The sequence below is a fragment of the Klebsiella huaxiensis genome (assembly GCF_003261575.2).
Classification (GTDB): domain Bacteria; phylum Pseudomonadota; class Gammaproteobacteria; order Enterobacterales; family Enterobacteriaceae; genus Klebsiella; species Klebsiella huaxiensis.
Genome location: NZ_CP036175.1, coordinates 4,958,605 through 4,978,213, shown reverse-complemented (window position 1 = coordinate 4,978,213; position 19,609 = coordinate 4,958,605). Strand labels below are relative to the sequence as shown.

Below are 19,609 nucleotides of genomic sequence, written 5' to 3'. Positions count from 1 at the left end.
ATGGCGTAAAGAATGAATACACAAGATCTGGCAAAACTGCGTTCCATAGTGCCCGAGATGCGTCGCGTCCGGCACATTCACTTTGTTGGCATTGGCGGTGCCGGCATGGGCGGTATTGCCGAAGTTCTGGCGAACGAAGGTTATCAGATTAGCGGCTCCGACCTGGCGCCGAATCCGGTGACTCAGCAGTTGACTCAACTTGGCGCCACTATTTATTTCAACCATCGCCCTGAAAACGTTCGCGATGCGAGTGTGGTGGTGGTTTCCAGCGCAATCTCTGCAGAGAACCCGGAGATTGTCGCTGCCCATGAAGCACGAATTCCGGTTATTCGTCGCGCGGAGATGCTGGCGGAGCTGATGCGCTTTCGCCACGGTATTGCTATCGCCGGGACGCACGGAAAAACGACGACGACAGCGATGGTTTCCAGCATTTATGCCGAAGCGGGTCTCGATCCAACCTTCGTGAACGGTGGGCTGGTGAAAGCTGCGGGTGTTCATGCGCGCCTGGGACATAGCCGTTATCTGATTGCCGAAGCGGACGAAAGCGATGCCTCGTTCCTGCACTTGCAGCCGATGGTCGCCGTGGTGACCAATATCGAAGCCGATCATATGGACACCTACCATGGCGACTTCGAAAACCTGAAGCAGACGTTTATTAACTTCCTGCACAACCTGCCGTTTTACGGACGCGCGGTGATGTGCGTGGACGATCCGGTTATCCGTGAACTGCTGCCGCGCGTTGGTCGCCAGATAACCACGTACGGATTTAGCGATGATGCCGATGTTCGCATTGAAGATTATCGCCAGATCGGTGCTCAGGGGCATTTCCGCCTGATTCGCCAGGACAGATACGTTATTCAGGTAACGCTCAATGCGCCAGGTCGGCACAATGCGCTAAACGCAGCGGCGGCGGTGGCCGTGGCGACGGAAGAGGGCATCGAAGATGAAGCCATTCTGCATGCGCTGGAAAGCTTCCAGGGTACCGGTCGTCGTTTTGATTTCCTTGGCGAATACCCATTAGCCGGAGTTAATGGCAAAGAGGGGACCGCCATGTTGATTGATGATTACGGTCATCATCCGACGGAAGTTGATGCCACCATTAAAGCGGCGCGTGCGGGCTGGCCGGATAAAAACTTGGTCATGCTGTTTCAGCCGCACCGTTTTACCCGTACGCGCGACTTGTACGACGATTTCGCCAATGTCCTGACTCAGGTTGATGCTCTGCTGATGCTCGACGTCTACTCTGCTGGTGAGGCTGCTATTCCTGGCGCTGATAGTCGTTCACTGTGCCGTACGATTCGCGGGCGCGGTAAAGTGGATCCTATTCTGGTTTCAGACCCGGCACAGGCGGCGGAGATGCTGGCTTCTGTATTGACCGGCAACGATTTGGTGTTGGTTCAGGGAGCGGGAAATATCGGTAAAATCGCCCGTCACCTGGCTGAAATCAAATTGCAACCGCAAAAAACGCAGGAGGAGCGCCATGGCTGATAAAATCGCGGTCCTCCTTGGCGGAACCTCCGCTGAACGTGAAGTCTCTCTCAATTCAGGTTCTGCGGTGCTTGCTGGCCTGTGTGAAGCTGGCGTTGACGCACATCCGGTAGATCCGCGCGATGTTGATATTACTCAGTTGAAAAACATGGGTTTTCAGAAAGCGTTTATTGCGTTACATGGCCGTGGCGGTGAAGATGGTACGTTGCAGGGGCTGCTTGAACTGATTCGATTGCCTTATACCGGCAGCGGTGTGATGGCTTCCGCTATCTCGATGGATAAGCTGCGTAGCAAATTGCTGTGGCTGGGAGCAGGATTACCCGTTGCACCATGGGTTGCGTTGACGCGTAAACAGTTTAACGCAGGGCTTTCTACTGACATAGAGCAGCAGATTGCTGCCCTCGGGCTGCCGCTGATTATTAAGCCCAGTCGTGAAGGCTCAAGCGTCGGCATGTCGAAAGTGAGCGAAAGCTGCGCATTACAAAATGCATTGGCGCTGGCTTTTCAGCATGATGATGAAGTTCTGATCGAAAAATGGCTCAGTGGGCCGGAATTTACCGTCGCAATCGTCGGTGAAGAAATTTTACCGTCGATACATATCCAGCCGGCTGGAACCTTCTATGATTATGAGGCGAAGTATCTCTCTGATGAGACGCAATATTTCTGCCCTGGTTTTGAAGATCCTGTACGTGAGTCAGAAATCCAGACTCTGGTGCTAAAAGCCTGGAATACCCTTGGCTGTAATGGTTGGGGACGAATTGACGTGATGCTGGACAGCGATGGCCAGTTTTATCTGTTGGAAGCGAATACATCTCCTGGCATGACCAGCCATAGCCTGGTGCCGATGGCGGCTCGTCAGGCAGGGATGAGCTTCTCGCAGCTTGTTGTACGAATTCTGGACCTGGCGGGGTGATATGTCGCAGGCTGCGCTGAATACGCGGAACCACGAAGAAGAGGAAGAGTCTTCTTCGCGTAGAAGTAATGGAACTCGCCTGGCAGGCATTTTCTTCCTGCTGGCGGTGCTATGTACCGTGCTGGTCAGCGGATGGATGGTTCTGGGTTGGATGGAAGATGCACAGCGTTTACCGCTGTCAAAGATGGTGGTCACCGGCGAGCGTCACTATACGCGCAACGATGATATCCGTCAGGCGATTCTGGCGTTAGGGTCTCCGGGTACCTTTATGACCCAGGACGTGAATATTATTCAAAGCCAGATTGAGCGTCTGCCGTGGATTAAGCAGGCGAGCGTCAGAAAGCAGTGGCCGGACGAATTGAAGATTCATCTGGTTGAATATGTGCCGATTGCGCGCTGGAATGATCAGCATATGGTCGACGTGGAAGGGAATTCTTTCAGCGTGCCGTCAGATCGCACCAGTAAACAGAATTTACCGATGTTATACGGCCCGGAAGGTAGCGAGAACGAAGTTCTTCAAGGATACCGCGACATGGGGCAGGTGCTGGCAAAGGATAAATTCACGTTGAAAGTGGCGGCAATGACCGCGCGCCGTTCCTGGCAGTTGACGCTTAATAACGATATTAAGCTCAATCTTGGTCGGGGCGACACCATGAAACGGCTTCAGCGCTTTATGGAACTCTACCCGGTTCTTCAGCAGCAGGCGCAGACCGACGGCAAACGGATAAGCTACGTTGATTTGCGTTATGACTCGGGCGCGGCAGTCGGTTGGGTACCGGTTCCCGTAGAGGAAACTAATCAACAACAGAATCAGGCACAGGCAGAACAACAATGATCAAGGCGACGGACAGAAAACTGGTAGTTGGACTGGAGATCGGCACCGCTAAGGTTGCCGCTTTAGTAGGGGAAGTTCTGCCCGACGGTATGATTAATATCATTGGCGTGGGCAGTTGCCCATCGCGTGGTATGGATAAAGGTGGAGTGAACGACCTGGAATCCGTGGTGAAATGCGTACAGCGCGCCATTGACCAGGCCGAACTGATGGCCGATTGCCAGATCTCGTCAGTCTATCTGGCGCTTTCAGGCAAACATATCAGCTGTCAAAATGAAATTGGTATGGTGCCGATTTCTGAAGAGGAAGTGACGCAGGATGACGTCGAGAACGTAGTGCATACCGCGAAGTCGGTTCGCGTGCGCGATGAGCATCGTGTTTTGCACGTTATTCCTCAAGAATATGCTATCGACTACCAGGAAGGAATTAAAAACCCTGTCGGACTGTCTGGTGTCCGCATGCAGGCGAAAGTGCATTTGATTACCTGCCATAACGATATGGCGAAAAATATTGTCAAAGCGGTGGAACGTTGCGGTCTGAAAGTCGACCAACTGATATTCGCCGGTTTAGCCGCTAGCTATTCCGTATTAACAGAAGATGAACGTGAACTGGGCGTCTGCGTGGTGGATATCGGCGGTGGTACAATGGATATTGCCGTCTATACTGGCGGCGCGTTGCGTCATACCAAAGTGATCCCGTATGCGGGCAACGTAGTGACCAGCGATATCGCCTACGCCTTCGGTACGCCGCCGAGCGACGCTGAAGCCATTAAGGTACGTCATGGTTGCGCGCTAGGTTCCATCGTAGGTAAAGACGAGAACGTCGAAGTGCCAAGCGTGGGTGGACGTCCGCCTCGTAGTCTGCAGCGTCAGACGCTGGCTGAGGTTATTGAGCCGCGGTATACCGAATTGCTCAACCTGGTAAACGAAGAGATCCTGCAACTGCAGGAGCAGCTTCGCCAGCAAGGGGTGAAGCACCACCTGGCGGCAGGAATTGTATTAACCGGCGGCGCGGCGCAAATTGAAGGTCTTGCCGCCTGTGCACAGCGAGTGTTCCATACGCAGGTACGAATCGGTGCGCCGCTGAACATTACCGGATTAACGGATTATGCCCAGGAGCCGTATTACTCAACAGCTGTTGGGCTGCTGCACTACGGGAAGGAATCTCATCTCAGTGGTGAAGCCGAAGTGGAAAAACGCGTGACTGTCGGGTCGTGGATCAAACGGCTCAACAGTTGGTTGCGAAAAGAGTTTTAATTTTTTAAGAGAACGCAGAAAATTAGCGTTCTCAGGCGACAGGCACATACACAAAATCATTCAAGTTGCATCGCGGCAGCAACTGAACGAATCTCCTGGAGCATAGTTTACTATGTGACTGGAGTGAGGGAAGGCGGGCGCACAAAGAGGCAGCTTGAAGGACGAAGTGTAAAACGGAGAGAGAAACTATGTTTGAACCAATGGAACTAACCAACGACGCGGTGATTAAAGTCATCGGCGTCGGTGGCGGCGGCGGTAACGCCGTTGAGCACATGGTGCGCGAGCGCATTGAGGGTGTTGAATTTTTTGCGGTGAACACCGACGCGCAGGCTCTGCGCAAAACGGCGGTTGGCCAGACTATTCAGATCGGTAGCGGTATTACCAAAGGTCTGGGCGCAGGCGCAAACCCGGAAGTTGGCCGTAATGCGGCGGATGAAGATCGTGAAGCACTGCGCGCTGCTCTTGACGGCGCAGACATGGTGTTTATCGCTGCCGGTATGGGTGGTGGTACCGGAACCGGTGCGGCACCTGTTGTCGCTGAAGTAGCAAAAGATTTAGGTATCCTGACCGTTGCCGTCGTGACCAAGCCTTTTAATTTCGAAGGCAAGAAGCGCATGGCATTCGCTGAGCAGGGGATTACCGAGCTGTCCAAGCACGTAGACTCACTGATCACTATCCCGAACGACAAGCTGCTGAAAGTCCTGGGCCGCGGTATTTCGCTGCTTGACGCTTTCGGCGCAGCAAACGACGTGCTGAAAGGTGCGGTGCAGGGTATCGCTGAATTGATTACCCGTCCGGGTCTGATGAACGTCGACTTTGCAGACGTGCGTACCGTGATGTCTGAAATGGGCTACGCGATGATGGGCTCTGGTGTGGCGAGCGGTGAAGACCGTGCAGAAGAAGCCGCTGAAATGGCTATTTCTTCCCCGCTGCTGGAAGATATCGATCTGTCCGGCGCGCGCGGCGTACTGGTCAACATCACCGCGGGCTTCGATCTGCGTCTGGATGAGTTCGAGACCGTAGGTAACACTATTCGTGCATTTGCTTCGGATAACGCGACCGTGGTTATCGGTACTTCTTTGGACCCGGATATGAACGACGAGCTGCGCGTGACCGTTGTTGCCACTGGTATCGGTATGGACAAACGTCCAGAAATTACCCTGGTAACCAACAAACAGGTTCAGCAGCCGGTGATGGATCGCTACCAGCAGCACGGTATGTCTCCATTGAATCAAGAGCAGAAACCGGCAGCTAAAGTGGTGAACGACAATACGCCACAAACTGCAAAAGAGCCTGATTATCTGGATATTCCAGCGTTCCTGCGTAAGCAAGCCGACTAAGAATTGGCTGGAAGTTGGGCATCTGCGCTCTTTGTGCTAAACTGGCCTGCCGAATGTATTGTACACTTCGGTTGGATAGGTAACTTGGCGAGATTATACGATGATCAAACAAAGGACTCTTAAACGTATCGTTCAGGCGACTGGCGTCGGTTTGCATACCGGCAAAAAGGTCACACTGACGTTACGCCCTGCGCCGGCAAATACCGGGGTCATCTATCGTCGCACCGACTTGAATCCACCGGTTGATTTTCCGGCTGATGCCAAATCTGTGCGTGATACCATGCTCTGTACTTGCCTGGTCAACGAGCATGACGTGCGGATATCGACGGTCGAACACCTCAATGCCGCACTGGCTGGCTTAGGTATCGACAACATTGTTATTGAAGTCGATGCCCCGGAAGTCCCGATTATGGACGGTAGTGCGGCTCCGTTCGTTTATCTGTTGCTGGATGCCGGCATTGATGAACTGAACTGCGCTAAGAAATTTGTACGTATCAAAGAGACCGTTCGCGTTGAAGATGGCGATAAATGGGCTGAATTCAAACCGTATAATGGTTTTTCACTGGACTTCACCATTGATTTTAACCATCCGGCGATTGATTCCAGCAGCCAGCGCTATGCAATGAACTTCTCGGCTGATGCGTTTATGCGCCAAATTAGCCGCGCGCGTACCTTCGGTTTCATGCGTGATATCGAATATCTGCAGTCCCGTGGCCTGTGCCTGGGCGGCAGCTTCGATTGTGCCATCGTTGTTGACGATTATCGCGTACTGAACGAAGACGGTCTGCGCTTTGAAGATGAGTTTGTCCGCCATAAAATGCTGGATGCGATTGGTGACTTGTTTATGTGTGGTCACAATATCATCGGTGCATTCACGGCGTACAAATCCGGTCACGCGTTGAATAACAAACTGCTGCAGGCTGTTCTGGCAAAACAGGAAGCCTGGGAGTATGTGACTTTCGAAGACGACGCAGAAATGCCGCTGGCATTCCGTGCACCGACGTTGGTTATGGCATAAGTCTGACCATGCAGTAAATTCGACTGGTAACCTGGTACTCTCTCCGGCCAGGGAGCCAGTCGTTTTTCTTTCTGAGTTTCCAGTCCTGTATTCTGCTCCGATCTTTCTTCTGCATTTATCGTGCGTTCGCTCCTTTTTTAAACGTTTTTACCCCGCGTAAGCCTTCATTCCTGCTGCTGTGATGGCGTATTAATGTTAATATTTGGGCGCAAAATATTTCTCAGGGTTGCTACCAACATAAAGGTAATGTAAGTGAGTGGATTGCTGACGCGCTGGCGACAGTTTGGCAGACGGTATTTTTGGCCGCATCTCCTGTTGGGGATGGTCGCGGCTAGCCTTGGCCTGCCTGCGCTTAGTAACGCTCATGAGCATGAAACCGCATCACCTGCAAAAACGACATCCAGTAACCATAACCCGGCTAAAGTTAACTTCTCTCAGCTGGCACTGCTGGAATCCTCCAATCGTCGTCCCAATTTCACGGTTGATTACTGGCATCAGCACGCTATTCGCACGGTCATTCGTCACCTGTCATTCGCGATGGCACCGCAGGTGTTGCCGGTAGCCGAAGAATCTTCGCCGCTTCAGGCACAACATCTGGCCCTGCTCGACACGCTCAGCGCGCTGCTGACGCAGGAGAGCAAACCGCCAGCCATTGTCCGCCAGGTGGCATATAACCCGTCCTGGTCTCATTGTGCATTTCGTGTCTGTACCTGGATTAGCCAGGTAACGGGTATCCGTGCCGGGCCTCAACGTCTCAGCTGAAACAAAAACGAACCTTTATATTTTTTGTGACTCCGCATCGCGGGGCGTTTGAGATTTTATTATGCTAATCAAATTATTAACTAAAGTATTCGGTAGCCGTAATGACCGTACACTGCGTCGTATGCGCAAAGCCGTCAACGTCATCAATGCCATGGAACCGTCCATGGAAAAACTTTCGGATGATGAGCTGAAGGCTAAAACCGTCGAGTTCCGTGCGCGTCTGGAAAAAGGCGAAAGCCTGGAGAGTTTGATTCCAGAAGCCTTCGCGGTGGTACGCGAAGCCAGTAAGCGTGTTTTTGGTATGCGCCACTTTGATGTCCAGCTGCTGGGCGGGATGGTGCTTAATGAGCGCTGCATCGCGGAGATGCGTACTGGTGAAGGTAAAACCCTGACCGCAACCCTGCCAGCATATCTTAATGCACTGACTGGTAAAGGCGTACACGTGGTTACCGTCAACGATTACCTGGCGCAACGTGATGCGGAAAACAACCGCCCGCTGTTTGAGTTCCTCGGGATGAGCGTGGGTATCAACATGTCTGGCCTGCCAGCTCCGGCCAAGCGCGAAGCATACGGTGCAGATATTACCTACGGCACTAACAATGAATATGGTTTTGACTATCTGCGCGACAACATGGCGTTTAGTCCTGAAGAACGCGTACAGCGTAAACTGCACTATGCGCTGGTGGATGAGGTGGACTCCATCCTGATCGATGAAGCGCGTACCCCACTTATCATTTCTGGCCCGGCTGAAGACAGCTCCGAAATGTATAAGAAAGTGAACAAAATCATCCCGCATCTGGTGCGTCAGGAAAAAGAAGATTCTGAGACCTTTACCGGTGAAGGTCACTTCTCTGTTGATGAGAAGGCGCGTCAGGTTAACCTGACTGAACGCGGTCTGGTGTTGATTGAGGAGCTGCTGGTTAACGAAGGCATCATGGATGAAGGTGAGTCTCTTTACTCGCCGACTAACATCATGCTGATGCATCACGTTACCGCCGCGCTGCGTGCTCATGTACTGTTCACGCGTGACGTTGATTACATCGTTAAAGATGGCGAAGTTATCATCGTCGACGAACATACCGGTCGTACTATGCAAGGTCGTCGCTGGTCAGATGGCCTGCATCAGGCCGTTGAAGCGAAAGAAGGCGTTGATATCCAGAACGAAAACCAGACGCTGGCCTCCATCACCTTCCAGAACTATTTCCGTCTTTACGAGAAACTGGCGGGGATGACCGGTACTGCCGATACCGAAGCCTTTGAATTTAGCTCGATCTACAAACTGGATACCGTTGTGGTTCCGACCAACCGCCCGATGATTCGTAAAGATATGGCGGACCTGGTCTATATGACCGAAGCGGAAAAAATTCAGGCCATTATTGAAGACATCAAAGAGCGTACTGCCGCGGGGCAGCCGGTCCTGGTGGGGACTATTTCTATTGAAAAATCGGAAGTGGTCTCTAACGAACTAACTAAAGCGGGTATCAAGCACAACGTGCTGAACGCGAAGTTCCACGCCAGCGAAGCGGACATTGTTGCGCAGGCGGGTTACCCGTCAGCGGTGACCATTGCGACGAACATGGCCGGTCGTGGTACTGACATTATGCTCGGCGGTAGCTGGCAGGCAGAAGTCGCTCAGCTGGAAGATCCGACTCCGGAACAGATTGCTCAAATCAAAGCCGACTGGCAGGTTCGCCACGATGCGGTGCTGGCTGCGGGCGGTCTGCATATCATCGGTACCGAGCGCCATGAATCCCGGCGTATCGATAACCAGCTCCGCGGCCGTTCAGGTCGTCAAGGGGATGCCGGTTCTTCCCGTTTCTATCTGTCGATGGAAGATGCGCTGATGCGTATTTTTGCCTCTGACCGTGTGTCGGGCATGATGCGTAAATTGGGCATGAAGCCTGGCGAAGCGATTGAGCACCCTTGGGTGACCAAGGCGATTGCCAATGCTCAGCGTAAGGTGGAAAGCCGTAACTTTGATATTCGTAAGCAACTGTTGGAATATGATGATGTTGCTAACGACCAGCGTCGCGCAATCTACAGCCAGCGTAACGAGCTGTTAGATGTGTCTGATGTGAGCGAAACTATTAACAGCATCCGCGAAGACGTTTTCAAAGTGACTATTGATGCGCACATTCCGCCGCAGTCTCTGGAGGAAATGTGGGATGTTGAAGGGTTGCAGGAACGTCTGAAAAACGACTTTGATCTCGACATGCCAATCAAAGAGTGGCTGGATAAAGAGCCAGAGCTGCATGAAGAAACCCTGCGCGAGCGTATTCTGCAGAGTGCCATCGAAACTTATCAGCGTAAGGAAGAGGTTGTTGGCGCTGAGATGATGCGTCACTTCGAGAAAGGTGTCATGCTGCAGACTCTGGACTCCCTGTGGAAAGAGCATCTGGCGGCAATGGACTACCTGCGTCAGGGTATCCACCTGCGCGGCTATGCGCAGAAAGATCCGAAGCAGGAATATAAGCGTGAATCCTTCTCAATGTTCGCTTCTATGCTGGAATCGCTGAAATATGAAGTGATTAGCACGTTGAGCAAAGTCCAGGTGCGGATGCCGGAAGAGGTTGAGGCGATGGAACAGCAGCGTCGTGAAGAGGCTGAACGTCTCGCGCAGATGCAGCAGCTTAGTCATCAGGATGATGACACCGCCGCCGCTGCCGCACTGGCAGAGCAAACTGGCGATCGCAAAGTAGGCCGTAACGATCCTTGCCCATGCGGTTCTGGGAAAAAATTCAAGCAGTGCCACGGTCGCCTGAGCTAAGCCCTACAACATTAAACATAAAGGCGCAGATATCTGCGCCTTTTTTATGGAATGAATACAATGAAGAAACTGCAAATCTCAGTCGGTATCATCCGCAATCCGCAAGGCGAAATTTTTATAACACAGCGGTCTGCTGATGCACATATGGCGAATAAACTTGAATTTCCCGGTGGAAAAATTGAAGAAGGTGAGTCGTCAGAGCAGGCATTAGCGCGTGAATTGCAGGAAGAAGTGGGCATTACTGTTAAATCGTGCCGCCTGTTCGATAAGCTGGAATATCAGTTTCCTGACCGCCATATCACGCTGTGGTTCTGGCTGGTAGATGTCTGGGAAGGTGAACCGTGGGGAAAAGAGGGACAACCTGGCCGTTGGATGGCGCAGAATGCGCTGAATGCTGAGGATTTCCCTCCCGCAAATGAGCCTGTGATTGCAAAATTAGTTCAAAACTCGTGAGCCATTATTCGGTAAATTATGGCGGGAGCGCTATGCTTGCCCGCCTTAAGAAAAAACCAGACGACTTACTCTTTCTCTTCGCTCCAGCCATCGCTGTCTGATAGATCGCTACTGCTTGGGATGCGTTTTTCTTCTGCTGCCCATTCGCCTAAATCAATAAGCTGGCAGCGCTTGGAGCAAAAAGGGCGATACGGGCTCTGTTCATTCCAGACCACAATTTTGCTGCAGGTTGGGCAATTGACGGTTATCTCTTCTGACATATTTTCTCCTTAACAACAGGCCAGTTCAAAATCAAAACGCTCTGGCACGATGCCATGCTCGCTGTCCAGCGGCAAAAAGCGGATTGCAAAACGGCTCTTATGACCGGATATTTGCGGGTACAGCTGGCTGGCAAGATCCAAACGCAGGCGTAACAGATCGGCATCCTCGCCGTTATCCTGATAAAAGCCGTTCAGGCTGGTCTGCTTGCGAAAGGCGGCTGAGTTGCGGATCAGATCGAGAATGAGCACCAGCGATTGTGACAGAGGGTCGAGGCTGGACAGCCACTTGCCAACCTGTTCATTGCGATATTCCTGGGGCATATGCAACCAGATATGTAGCGTTGGGAGATCAAAGCTGCAGCAACCGCCGGGGATACTTAAGCGTTGACGCACCAGTCCGACCAGGCGATCTTCGCGCAGATATTGACCAATGCGAGGGGCTGAGATCAGCATGCTGGATAACTGCTTCAACTGCTGGCGCAGCGTATTGATACGTTCCTGATCGACACCAGGGACTTCTGCCCAGGATTGTAATTTCCGCTGTTGGCGTTCCAGCTCTTTCATCAGATCGGTACGGACTTCGCCACGTTCAAGGACATCTAAGAGATCGCCGATGTTACGGAAAAAATGAAGCGCATCCGCATGGCTGGTGATAGTTGGGTGAACGGATAGCTGCTGAAGCAAAAACTCAATACGCAGCCAGGTGCGCATTTTTTCATTGAGCGGATGTTCAAATAGAACAGGGGTATGCATTAAGTTTTTTCCTGTGAGGCGGCCTGCAATGCCAGCGTTTGATACTTTTTATGCAGGCGGGCGACATCTGCTGCAATAGCCGCAGGTGGACCCATATTTTCAATAACATCATCCGCAACGGCAAGGCGCTGCTCGCGCGTGGCCTGAGCGGCGAGAATATGTTCCGCATGTTGGCGGCTGACCCGATCGCGGAGCATCGTGCGCTCTATTTGCGTCTCTTTTGGCACATCGACAACCAGTATGCGATCGGCTTTGGCGGACAAACGATTTTCGACCAATAATGGTACGACCCAGAGAATATAAGACGAGGTTGCAAGCTGCATCTGTCGACGCGTTTCCTGCTGAATTTGGGGGTGCAACAGCGCGTTAAGCCAGATTTTATCCATAGCATGAGCAAAGATGTGTTCACGCAGAGCGCGACGGTTCAGCGTTCCGTCTTCGTTGAGTATCTGCTGGCCGAAGCGTTCGGCGATAGCATCAAGCGCCGTGGTTCCGGGCTCTACAACCTGACGTGCGATAACATCGGCATCGATAACGTTAACTCCAAGATGTGCAAATGTATCGGCTACGGTACTTTTACCACTGCCGATGCCGCCCGTTAACGCTACCGTGTACTTCATAGGCTTCAATCCTGAAACTGACAACATGCACAATTTTCTTTGAGACAGTCCCCGCTATTCACGGCGAGACTACACTGTGGCAGTGGTTTCATCGGCAGGTTGTTAAACCGATAAATTGCTTTCACAACGCATTCTGGTTTTTTTGTACATGTAAATCAATTGGTTAAAAATGATACGTTGGTGATTGAGTGCTGCAAAATCACTTTTGGCTATTCACCAGGTAAATTTATACGATTGTAGCGTAAAAAAAGTGAAAATCGCAGTCTTGCGCGGTCATGATTCGTGCGTATGATAACGTCACTGGAGTTGTGCTCTCACAATAATGCAATTAACCCCAGGAATTCGCACATGCGTATTGAAGAAGATTTGAAGCTTGGTTTTAAAGACGTTCTTATCCGCCCGAAACGTTCTACCCTCAAAAGCCGTTCTGATGTACAGCTGGAACGTGAATTCACCTTCAAACACTCTGGCCAGACCTGGTCCGGTGTGCCAATCATTGCGGCCAATATGGATACTGTCGGCACCTTTGCTATGGCTAAAGCTCTGGCCTCCTTTGGCGTTCTGACTGCAGTCCATAAGCATTACAGCGTCGAGCAGTGGCAGGCGTTTGTGCAGGGCGAATCCGCAGATATAGTGAAACACGTCATGGTCTCTACTGGCACTTCCAATGCAGACTTTGAAAAAACGCAACAGATCCTGACCCAGAATCCGCAGCTTAGCTTCGTGTGTATTGACGTCGCGAATGGTTATTCCGAACACTTTGTGCAGTTTGTTGCCAAAGCCCGCGAAGCCTGGCCGCAAAAAACCATTATTGCGGGTAACGTTGTTACCGGTGAAATGTGTGAAGAATTGGTTCTTTCTGGCGCTGATATTGTGAAAGTCGGTATCGGCCCGGGTTCTGTATGTACTACCCGTGTGAAAACCGGCGTGGGCTACCCTCAGCTTTCCGCTGTTATCGAATGTGCCGATGCGGCACATGGCCTGGGCGGGCAGATCATTAGTGATGGTGGCTGCACCATGCCTGGCGATGTAGCTAAGGCATTCGGCGGTGGTGCTGATTTCGTAATGCTGGGCGGTATGCTGGCAGGTCACGAAGAGAGCGGCGGTACCGTAGTTGAAGAAAATGGTGAAAAATTCATGCTGTTTTACGGTATGAGCTCTGAATCAGCAATGACTCGTCACGTTGGCGGCGTCGCTCAGTATCGTGCAGCAGAAGGTAAAACTGTTAAGCTGCCTCTGCGCGGCCCGGTTGAAAATACCGCGCGTGATATCCTCGGCGGCCTGCGTTCAGCGTGTACCTATGTGGGTGCTTCACGTCTGAAGGAACTAACCAAGCGTACTACCTTTATTCGCGTACAGGAACAAGAGAACCGCGTGTTCAATAGCCTGTAATGCCTCTCGCTGGCGCATTCGCGCCAGCGTTTATCCGCCCATCCCGCTAATGGCATCACCCAGATGAAAGATGGGTAAGTACATTGCCACAACCAGCACCCCGACAATCGCTCCAGTTATCACCAGCATTATAGGTTCAAGTAGGGTTGCCAGGTTATCTGCCTGCTGATGCGTTTGCTCACTATGATGGCGAGCCAGATTCTCCAGCATAGTGTCCAACGAACCTGAAGCTTCACCGGTACGAATGAGTTGTAGACAGAGCGGTGTAAAACCTCCGCTATGAGTCAGCGCCTGCCAGATGGGTTCACCATGGGTAATATGCAGACCGACCTGCTGGAGCCTTTGTCGCCATAACGGGCAGCTTAGGGTTTCCTCCACGCTTTGCAGGCCCTGTAAGAAGCTGATACCCGCGCTTTGCGTTAACGCAAGTACGGTGAAAATCTGGCTAAGCCGTTGCCCACTCATCAATTTACCAAATACTGGCAGCGCGTGGAGTAGCTTTTGGCGATGCAGTAACCAGCCTGATCTCTGGCGAATCAGCCGATTAAGAATTGCAGGTAAAACGACCAGTACAACCAGAACAGCCCAATAGTGAGTTAGCCCATCGCCGACGCTCATCACTGCTCGGGTCAGTAATGGTAGCGGAGTATTGAAGGTTTGATAGATAGCGGCGAACTCCGGTAAGACGAAGCACAGCATCCCCATGACCACCAGCAGCGCCAGGGATAAAATAATAATCGGATAGCGCAGCGCTTTTTTCACTTTCTCGCTAAGAAGCAGTTGTTCTCGCTGCTGAAGGGCTAACTGTGTGCAGCAACGTTCCAGCTTGCCGGTGAGTTCACCGGTACGGATCATGGCCAAATAGAGTGGGGGAAATACTTCAGGCCATTTCTCCAGGGCAACTGAAAGCGAAATGCCTTGCGCCAGGTCATCAGCCAACGTTTGCAGCAGGGCTTGCCATTGTGCGTTGGGTTGCTGTTGCGCCAGCAGTTCCAGCCCCTCCGCCAGTGGGAGGCCCGCTTGCAGTAGCGCGGCTAGTTGGCGGATGATTTCACCGCTGTGGCGTGGATGCCAGAGCGAATTTTGCACGTTACAGCGGCGCAGCGTCAGTGGGATGATTCGCTCCTGTTGCAACACCTGCAATGCCAGCGGGCGATTCTCTTTCCAAAGCGTTCCCTGGCAGGGGACGCCCTGAACATCAATACCACGCCAGCGCCACAGTCGCTTAGTCGCCATGCGGGATCCCCAGAACGCGAACTACCTCTTCGAGGCTGGTCAGTCCTCGTTCCACGGCCAGACAGCCGCTCTCAAACAGCGTCATCATTCCCGCTTCTCGCGCCAGGGATTCGATTTCGGTAGCGCTAAGCTCCTGAGTGATGGCTTGCCGTAGCGCGGTGTTAACGGGTAAAAGCTCAAATAGCGCCAGTCGCCCGTAGTAGCCGTGATAACAGTGCTGGCAGCCCGGAGCCTGCCAGCGAGGAAGCGCTCGTGGCCACAGGCTATGCGGGATATCGGCCGAGCTGCCGGTTTCCTGGCGACAGTGTGGGCACAACCTGCGCACAAGGCGTTGAGCAACAACCAGCGAGAGTGCTGATGAGATCATCCAGCGAGCGACGCCCATTTGCTGCAGGCGCACCAGGGTTTCGCTGGTCGAATTAGTGTGTAAGGTCGAGAGGACCAGGTGTCCGGTTTGCGCCGCTTTTATCGCAATTTCAGCCGTTTCCGCATCGCGTATTTCGCCCACCATTACGATGTCGGGGTCCTGACGCAGCAGGGCGCGCAGTACGCTATGGAAGGTTAGCCCGGCACGGGGATTAATCTGCGTCTGATTCATCCCCACAATCGGAATCTCCAGCGGATCTTCCACGCTACAGATGTTCACCTCATCGCGATTTCTCGCCTGCAGTGCGCTATATAAGGTGACGGTTTTTCCGCTTCCCGTTGGGCCTGTGACCAACAGTAGACCCTGCGGTTGGTTAAGCGCCGAGCGAAAGTCAGCAAGCTGTTGAGAGGAGAGCCCCAGCGCTTCGAGATCCAGAGCTTGTTCGACCTGGTGTAATAAACGCAGAACGATTTTCTCTCCGCTGCGACAGGGAAGCGTAGCGATACGAAAAGAGACCGGGCGATCTGCAAGCGTAAGTGTAAATTGACCGTCCTGAGGTAAACGGTGCTCGGCGATATCCAGATTACTCAACACTTTCAGCCGGGCCGTAATCGGTGCAGCAAGCTCCGGGGCCAGAGGCGAAAGCGGGTGCAGCACGCCGTCTACCCGCAGGCGAATTCTCAGGTGGTTTTCGCCGGGTTCGATATGAATATCGGACGCACGTTGACGTAGGGCTTGTTCCAGGATGTGATTAACCTGTTCAACTACGCTTGCCGAGGCTTCACTATGCATTGGGGCTACCGCTATCCCTGGTGTCTGTAGTCGTTTGTCCATCCGGTCCTGACTCCAACACTCAATATCGATTCGTTTCTGGGTCGCGAAGCGTAGTGCTTCCATAAGTTCTGGTGCTGGCGCATCAACAACGGCGATGGCAATGGTGTGTGCATCGCTATTGAGCAGTAATGCCTGGTAGCGCTGGCACAGAGGTATCAATTGTTCAGTTTTCATTGCCTCACCCTCAGTTAAAACGGAATACGTCTTCGCAGGCTTGCTTCAGCGCGCTGTCGCCGGTAATACTGCAAACGCGCTGCCAGCCGGTGATGCCGTTAGCGTTATCCCAGCTTGGGGTCATCGTGACGCTTAAGCCATTGAGGCTTTCCTGGCCGGTGAGCGTGACAACGCCGGTGGCGACGCTCATTGCCGAGACGTAACGCGTGGTGGTAGGTGAGGGGATGCCATTGCTGCCGCCATCACAGGTTGTTAATCCTCCGTGCTCTAGCGCGCACAGCTCAATGGCGGTGCGAAAAGGTACAAAGGTTTGCAGCATGTCGGTGAGAGCCGCTTTTCGCAGGTAGTTCTGGTAAGCAGGAATGCCGATAGCGCTAAGAATTGCGATGATCCCAATGACCACCATCAGTTCAATAAGGGTAAAGCCACGTTGTTTATCCATAAGTTGCTCCTTGTTGTTTTCGGGAGCACTTTGCCGGGCTTTAATCTGCTGTGCGAGTCGCTGATCGCGCCTAAGGAAGCAAGGTTCCAGGCTTTTTTTGCTGGTTGCAGTGAGGGATTATCGGTGTGCGAGTCGGCTCGCAAAAAAAAGAGCCCCGGTGCAGGATATCCACCGGGGCAGGACAGTTAGCGGAAACGCATTGAGAGATCGAGCGCGCGAACGTGCTTGGTTAGTGCACCTACGGAGATGTAATCGACACCGGTTTCGGCAAATTCACGGATGGTATCGAAGGTAACGTTGCCGGAAACTTCCAGCGCCGCCTGACCATTGGTGCGCTTCACTGCTTCACGCATCAGATCGGTGGTGAAGTTGTCGAGCATAATGATGTCAGCGCCCGCTTTCAGTGCTTCTTCAAGCTCTTCAAGGGTTTCGACTTCGACTTCGACCGGAACATCAGGGTGCAGCCAGAACGCTTTTTCTACCGCCTGGCGTACCGATCCAGAGGCGATAATGTGGTTCTCTTTGATCAGGAAGGCGTCAGATAGACCCAGACGGTGGTTCGCTCCGCCTCCGCACAGGACCGCATACTTCAGCGCCGTGCGCAGACCGGGCAACGTCTTACGCGTATCGAGAAGTTGGGTTTTGGTTCCAGCAAGCAGGTCGACATAGCGGTGGACTTCGCTTGCCACCCCGGATAATGTCTGCACGAAATTGAGCGCAGTGCGCTCGCCAGTTAACAGAATACGGGAGGGGCCATCCAGTTCAAACAGCGGCTGATCAGCCTTAACCGCGTCGCCATCGGCAACATGCCAGGTGAGGTTGACGTCATCACCAGCGAGCTGAATAAAGACCTCTTCTACCCAGCGTTTACCGCAGAATACGCCGTCTTCACGAGTGATCACCACTGCGTGCGAGCGTGCGTCTTGCGGCAACAATTGTGCGCTAATGTCGTTATTAGCATGCACTTCACCGCCCAGATCCTCCCGCAGGGATTGGGCGACGGCGTCAGTAATATCATGATTAACACGTTCCAGCAGCGCGTCACGGCGGCGGTCGGGATTGTAGCGACGAGGCGACATGATAAAGCTCCAGATAGATAGGATTCAGAAGTGGGAAACATGCTAACCTGAACCACGTTTCTGTACCACATCCACTTCACCCTTCTGGCGGCTTCGCCGTGGGTCTCAAGTTAGTTTTGTGATGAGTGATAGTGCGTATAACAGCAGGCATTCTTTGGGCCCCGGGCGCCGCGAATGCATAGGTTAGTAAAAGGAGACTCAACATGCAGTTGAACGGGGGATGGCTGGTAGATGCGCGTCGGGTTCCTTCGCCGCACCACGATAGCCGCCCGGATAATGAAACGCCTTCTTTGCTGGTGGTGCACAATATCAGTCTGCCGCCCGGCGAATTTGGCGGTCCATGGATTGATGCCCTGTTCAGCGGTACGCTCGCTCCCGATGCTCATCCTTTCTTTGCTGAGATAGCCCATCTTCGCGTTTCGGCGCATTGTCTGATTCGCCGGGACGGTGAAATCGTGCAGTATGTGCCTTTCGATAAGCGCGCGTGGCACGCGGGTGTTTCCAGCTACCACGGACGCGAGCGCTGTAATGATTTTTCAATAGGCATTGAGCTGGAAGGGACCGACACACAGGCCTATACCGAGGCGCAATATCAGCAACTGGTGGCTATTACCCGGCAGCTTATTTCGCTCTACCCGGCCATTGCAGACCATATCACCGGCCACAGCGATATTGCACCCGTGCGTAAAACGGATCCCGGCCCGGCTTTTGACTGGGCAAAATTTCGCGGTTTGTTAACCTCGTCGTCAGATAAGGAGATGCCATGACGTTGTTTACCACGCTGTTAGTGCTTATTGCCGAGCGTTTGTTCAAGCTGGGCGAGCACTGGCAGCTTGATCACCGGCTGGAAGTGTTGTTTCGCCGGGTGAAGCATTATTCACTCTTTGGCACCGTACTGATGACGGCTGCAGCGGTAGCGGTGGTCTTTATTATTCAGCGCTTGCTACAAGGGCAGCTATTTAACGTTCCGCTGCTGGTGTTCTGGATTTTGCTCGGCCTGCTGTGCATTGGCGCTGGGAAAGTCCGCTTGCATTACCATGCGTATCTGAAAGCCGCTGCCCGTGATGATAGCCGCGCCTGCGACGCCATGGCCAGTGAGCTTACCCTTATCCACGGCGTGCCGCCGGGTTGCGATCAGCGTGAATATCTCAGCGAGCTGCAAAACGCACTGTTGTGGATTAACTATCGCTATTATCTTGCCCCGCTGTTTTGGTTCGTTGTTGGTGGACCGTGGGGGCCGTTAACGCTAATCGCTTATTGTGTGCTGCGTGCCTGGCAAACCTGGCTGGCGCGTTATCAGACGCCACATCATCGTTTACAGTCGGGAATCGACGGTATCCTGCACGTAGTGGACTGGGTGCCGGTACGCCTGGTTGGCGTGGTTTATGCTCTGGTAGGGCACGGAGAAAAAGCTTTACCGGCCTGGTTTGCTTCGCTAGGCGATCGCCACTCTTCGCAATATCAAGTATTAACCCGTCTGGCGCAGTATTCGCTGGCTCGCGAGCCCCACGTCGATAAAGTGGCTACGCCGAAAGCGGCGGTTTCCATGGCGAAGAAAACGTCGCTGGTGGTAGTGGTGATTATGGCGCTGCTGACGATTTACGGGACGTTGATTTAACCGCC

The 19,609-nt window shown here is 52.9% G+C and carries 19 protein-coding genes; 12 read left to right on the top strand and 7 right to left on the bottom strand.

Annotated elements, in window-relative coordinates; all coding sequences use genetic code 11:
* Positions 1-12 precede the first annotated feature (12 nt).
* From murC to mutT, 9 genes are all read left to right on the top strand, one after another.
* A complete protein-coding gene (gene murC, locus DA718_RS23775) occupies positions 13-1,488 on the top strand; it encodes a UDP-N-acetylmuramate--L-alanine ligase (RefSeq protein ID WP_112215524.1) in 1,476 nt (491 codons plus the stop codon).
* Positions 1,481-2,401 (top strand): D-alanine--D-alanine ligase, encoded by a 921-nt coding sequence (locus tag DA718_RS23770; RefSeq protein ID WP_112215523.1) that lies wholly within the window; start codon positions 1,481-1,483, stop codon positions 2,399-2,401. Before murC ends, DA718_RS23770 begins: the two co-directional genes overlap by 8 nt.
* Position 2,402: 1 nt before the next feature.
* Positions 2,403-3,236 (top strand): cell division protein FtsQ, encoded by an 834-nt coding sequence (gene ftsQ, locus DA718_RS23765; protein WP_110272553.1) that lies wholly within the window; start codon positions 2,403-2,405, stop codon positions 3,234-3,236.
* Positions 3,233-4,489, top strand: coding sequence for a cell division protein FtsA (gene ftsA / locus DA718_RS23760; RefSeq protein ID WP_004098594.1), 1,257 nt, complete (start codon positions 3,233-3,235; stop codon positions 4,487-4,489). The genes ftsQ and ftsA overlap by 4 nt, the downstream gene beginning before the upstream one ends.
* A gap of 188 nt (positions 4,490-4,677) precedes the next feature.
* Positions 4,678-5,829, top strand: coding sequence for a cell division protein FtsZ (gene ftsZ, locus DA718_RS23755; protein ID WP_110272552.1), 1,152 nt, complete (start codon positions 4,678-4,680; stop codon positions 5,827-5,829).
* Positions 5,830-5,929: 100 nt separating this feature from the next.
* Positions 5,930-6,847 carry a UDP-3-O-acyl-N-acetylglucosamine deacetylase gene (gene lpxC, locus DA718_RS23750; protein ID WP_110272551.1) on the top strand — a complete coding sequence of 306 codons (918 nt, stop codon included), beginning with the start codon at positions 5,930-5,932 and terminating at the stop codon, positions 6,845-6,847.
* A 252-nt stretch (positions 6,848-7,099) separates the two neighbouring features.
* Positions 7,100-7,609 (top strand): secA translation cis-regulator SecM, encoded by a 510-nt coding sequence (secM, locus tag DA718_RS23745; protein ID WP_167492826.1) that lies wholly within the window; start codon positions 7,100-7,102, stop codon positions 7,607-7,609.
* 61 nt (positions 7,610-7,670) lie between these two features.
* Positions 7,671-10,376 carry a preprotein translocase subunit SecA gene (gene secA / locus DA718_RS23740; RefSeq protein ID WP_112215522.1) on the top strand — a complete coding sequence of 902 codons (2,706 nt, stop codon included), beginning with the start codon at positions 7,671-7,673 and terminating at the stop codon, positions 10,374-10,376.
* Positions 10,377-10,436: 60 nt separating this feature from the next.
* The gene (gene mutT, locus DA718_RS23735; RefSeq protein WP_112215521.1) at positions 10,437-10,829 is read left to right on the top strand and encodes an 8-oxo-dGTP diphosphatase MutT; all 393 of its coding nucleotides are present in this window, start codon (positions 10,437-10,439) and stop codon (positions 10,827-10,829) included.
* 65 nt (positions 10,830-10,894) lie between these two features.
* Here the strand turns inward: mutT and yacG are convergent, their stop codons facing one another.
* From yacG to coaE, 3 genes are read right to left on the bottom strand one after another with little or no spacing between them, the layout of a single operon-like run.
* Positions 10,895-11,089, bottom strand: coding sequence for a DNA gyrase inhibitor YacG (gene yacG, locus DA718_RS23730; protein WP_112215520.1), 195 nt, complete (start codon positions 11,087-11,089; stop codon positions 10,895-10,897).
* Positions 11,090-11,098: 9 nt separating this feature from the next.
* Positions 11,099-11,842 carry a cell division protein ZapD gene (gene zapD, locus DA718_RS23725; protein WP_112215519.1) on the bottom strand — a complete coding sequence of 248 codons (744 nt, stop codon included), beginning with the start codon at positions 11,840-11,842 and terminating at the stop codon, positions 11,099-11,101.
* A complete protein-coding gene (gene coaE / locus DA718_RS23720; RefSeq protein ID WP_112215518.1) occupies positions 11,842-12,462 on the bottom strand; it encodes a dephospho-CoA kinase in 621 nt (206 codons plus the stop codon). Before coaE ends, zapD begins: the two co-directional genes overlap by 1 nt.
* A gap of 348 nt (positions 12,463-12,810) precedes the next feature.
* On the opposite strand from coaE, the gene DA718_RS23715 reads away from it, so the two are divergent.
* The gene (locus DA718_RS23715) at positions 12,811-13,854 is read left to right on the top strand and encodes a GMP reductase (RefSeq protein WP_112215517.1); all 1,044 of its coding nucleotides are present in this window, start codon (positions 12,811-12,813) and stop codon (positions 13,852-13,854) included.
* Positions 13,855-13,884: 30 nt separating this feature from the next.
* On the opposite strand, the gene hofC is transcribed toward DA718_RS23715, so the two are convergent.
* The 4 genes from hofC to nadC all read right to left on the bottom strand — a co-directional run bounded on the left by hofC (position 13,885) and on the right by nadC (position 17,986).
* Positions 13,885-15,090, bottom strand: coding sequence for a protein transport protein HofC (hofC, locus tag DA718_RS23710; protein ID WP_112215516.1), 1,206 nt, complete (start codon positions 15,088-15,090; stop codon positions 13,885-13,887).
* The gene (gene gspE / locus DA718_RS23705; RefSeq protein WP_112215515.1) at positions 15,080-16,465 is read right to left on the bottom strand and encodes a type II secretion system protein GspE; all 1,386 of its coding nucleotides are present in this window, start codon (positions 16,463-16,465) and stop codon (positions 15,080-15,082) included. The genes hofC and gspE overlap by 11 nt, the downstream gene beginning before the upstream one ends.
* 10 nt (positions 16,466-16,475) lie before the next feature.
* On the bottom strand, positions 16,476-16,907 hold the full coding sequence (ppdD, locus tag DA718_RS23700; RefSeq protein WP_112215514.1) for a prepilin peptidase-dependent pilin: 432 nt from the start codon (positions 16,905-16,907) through the stop codon (positions 16,476-16,478).
* Positions 16,908-17,092: 185 nt separating this feature from the next.
* On the bottom strand, positions 17,093-17,986 hold the full coding sequence (gene nadC, locus DA718_RS23695; RefSeq protein ID WP_112215513.1) for a carboxylating nicotinate-nucleotide diphosphorylase: 894 nt from the start codon (positions 17,984-17,986) through the stop codon (positions 17,093-17,095).
* A 203-nt stretch (positions 17,987-18,189) separates the two neighbouring features.
* On the opposite strand from nadC, the gene ampD reads away from it, so the two are divergent.
* Entirely contained in the window at positions 18,190-18,753 is a 564-nt protein-coding gene (ampD, locus tag DA718_RS23690; RefSeq protein WP_112215512.1) for a 1,6-anhydro-N-acetylmuramyl-L-alanine amidase AmpD, read from the top strand.
* A complete protein-coding gene (gene ampE / locus DA718_RS23685; protein ID WP_112215511.1) occupies positions 18,750-19,604 on the top strand; it encodes a beta-lactamase regulator AmpE in 855 nt (284 codons plus the stop codon). Before ampD ends, ampE begins: the two co-directional genes overlap by 4 nt.
* Positions 19,605-19,609: the final 5 nt, after the last annotated feature.

Excerpts from the sequence above, each read along its gene's own strand:
- murC (WP_112215524.1), top strand. The coding sequence starts at position 13 with ATGAATACACAAGATCTGGCAAAACTGCGTTCCATAGTGCCCGAGATG.
- DA718_RS23770 (WP_112215523.1), top strand. The coding sequence starts at position 1,481 with ATGGCTGATAAAATCGCGGTCCTCCTTGGCGGAACCTCCGCTGAACGT.
- ftsQ (WP_110272553.1), top strand. The coding sequence starts at position 2,403 with ATGTCGCAGGCTGCGCTGAATACGCGGAACCACGAAGAAGAGGAAGAG.
- ftsA (WP_004098594.1), top strand. The coding sequence starts at position 3,233 with ATGATCAAGGCGACGGACAGAAAACTGGTAGTTGGACTGGAGATCGGC.
- ftsZ (WP_110272552.1), top strand. The coding sequence starts at position 4,678 with ATGTTTGAACCAATGGAACTAACCAACGACGCGGTGATTAAAGTCATC.
- lpxC (WP_110272551.1), top strand. The coding sequence starts at position 5,930 with ATGATCAAACAAAGGACTCTTAAACGTATCGTTCAGGCGACTGGCGTC.
- secA (WP_112215522.1), top strand. The coding sequence starts at position 7,671 with ATGCTAATCAAATTATTAACTAAAGTATTCGGTAGCCGTAATGACCGT.
- mutT (WP_112215521.1), top strand. The coding sequence starts at position 10,437 with ATGAAGAAACTGCAAATCTCAGTCGGTATCATCCGCAATCCGCAAGGC.
- yacG (WP_112215520.1), bottom strand. The coding sequence starts at position 11,089 with ATGTCAGAAGAGATAACCGTCAATTGCCCAACCTGCAGCAAAATTGTG.
- zapD (WP_112215519.1), bottom strand. The coding sequence starts at position 11,842 with ATGCATACCCCTGTTCTATTTGAACATCCGCTCAATGAAAAAATGCGC.
- coaE (WP_112215518.1), bottom strand. The coding sequence starts at position 12,462 with ATGAAGTACACGGTAGCGTTAACGGGCGGCATCGGCAGTGGTAAAAGT.
- DA718_RS23715 (WP_112215517.1), top strand. The coding sequence starts at position 12,811 with ATGCGTATTGAAGAAGATTTGAAGCTTGGTTTTAAAGACGTTCTTATC.
- hofC (WP_112215516.1), bottom strand. The coding sequence starts at position 15,090 with ATGGCGACTAAGCGACTGTGGCGCTGGCGTGGTATTGATGTTCAGGGC.
- gspE (WP_112215515.1), bottom strand. The coding sequence starts at position 16,465 with ATGAAAACTGAACAATTGATACCTCTGTGCCAGCGCTACCAGGCATTA.
- ppdD (WP_112215514.1), bottom strand. The coding sequence starts at position 16,907 with ATGGATAAACAACGTGGCTTTACCCTTATTGAACTGATGGTGGTCATT.
- nadC (WP_112215513.1), bottom strand. The coding sequence starts at position 17,986 with ATGTCGCCTCGTCGCTACAATCCCGACCGCCGCCGTGACGCGCTGCTG.
- ampD (WP_112215512.1), top strand. The coding sequence starts at position 18,190 with ATGCAGTTGAACGGGGGATGGCTGGTAGATGCGCGTCGGGTTCCTTCG.
- ampE (WP_112215511.1), top strand. The coding sequence starts at position 18,750 with ATGACGTTGTTTACCACGCTGTTAGTGCTTATTGCCGAGCGTTTGTTC.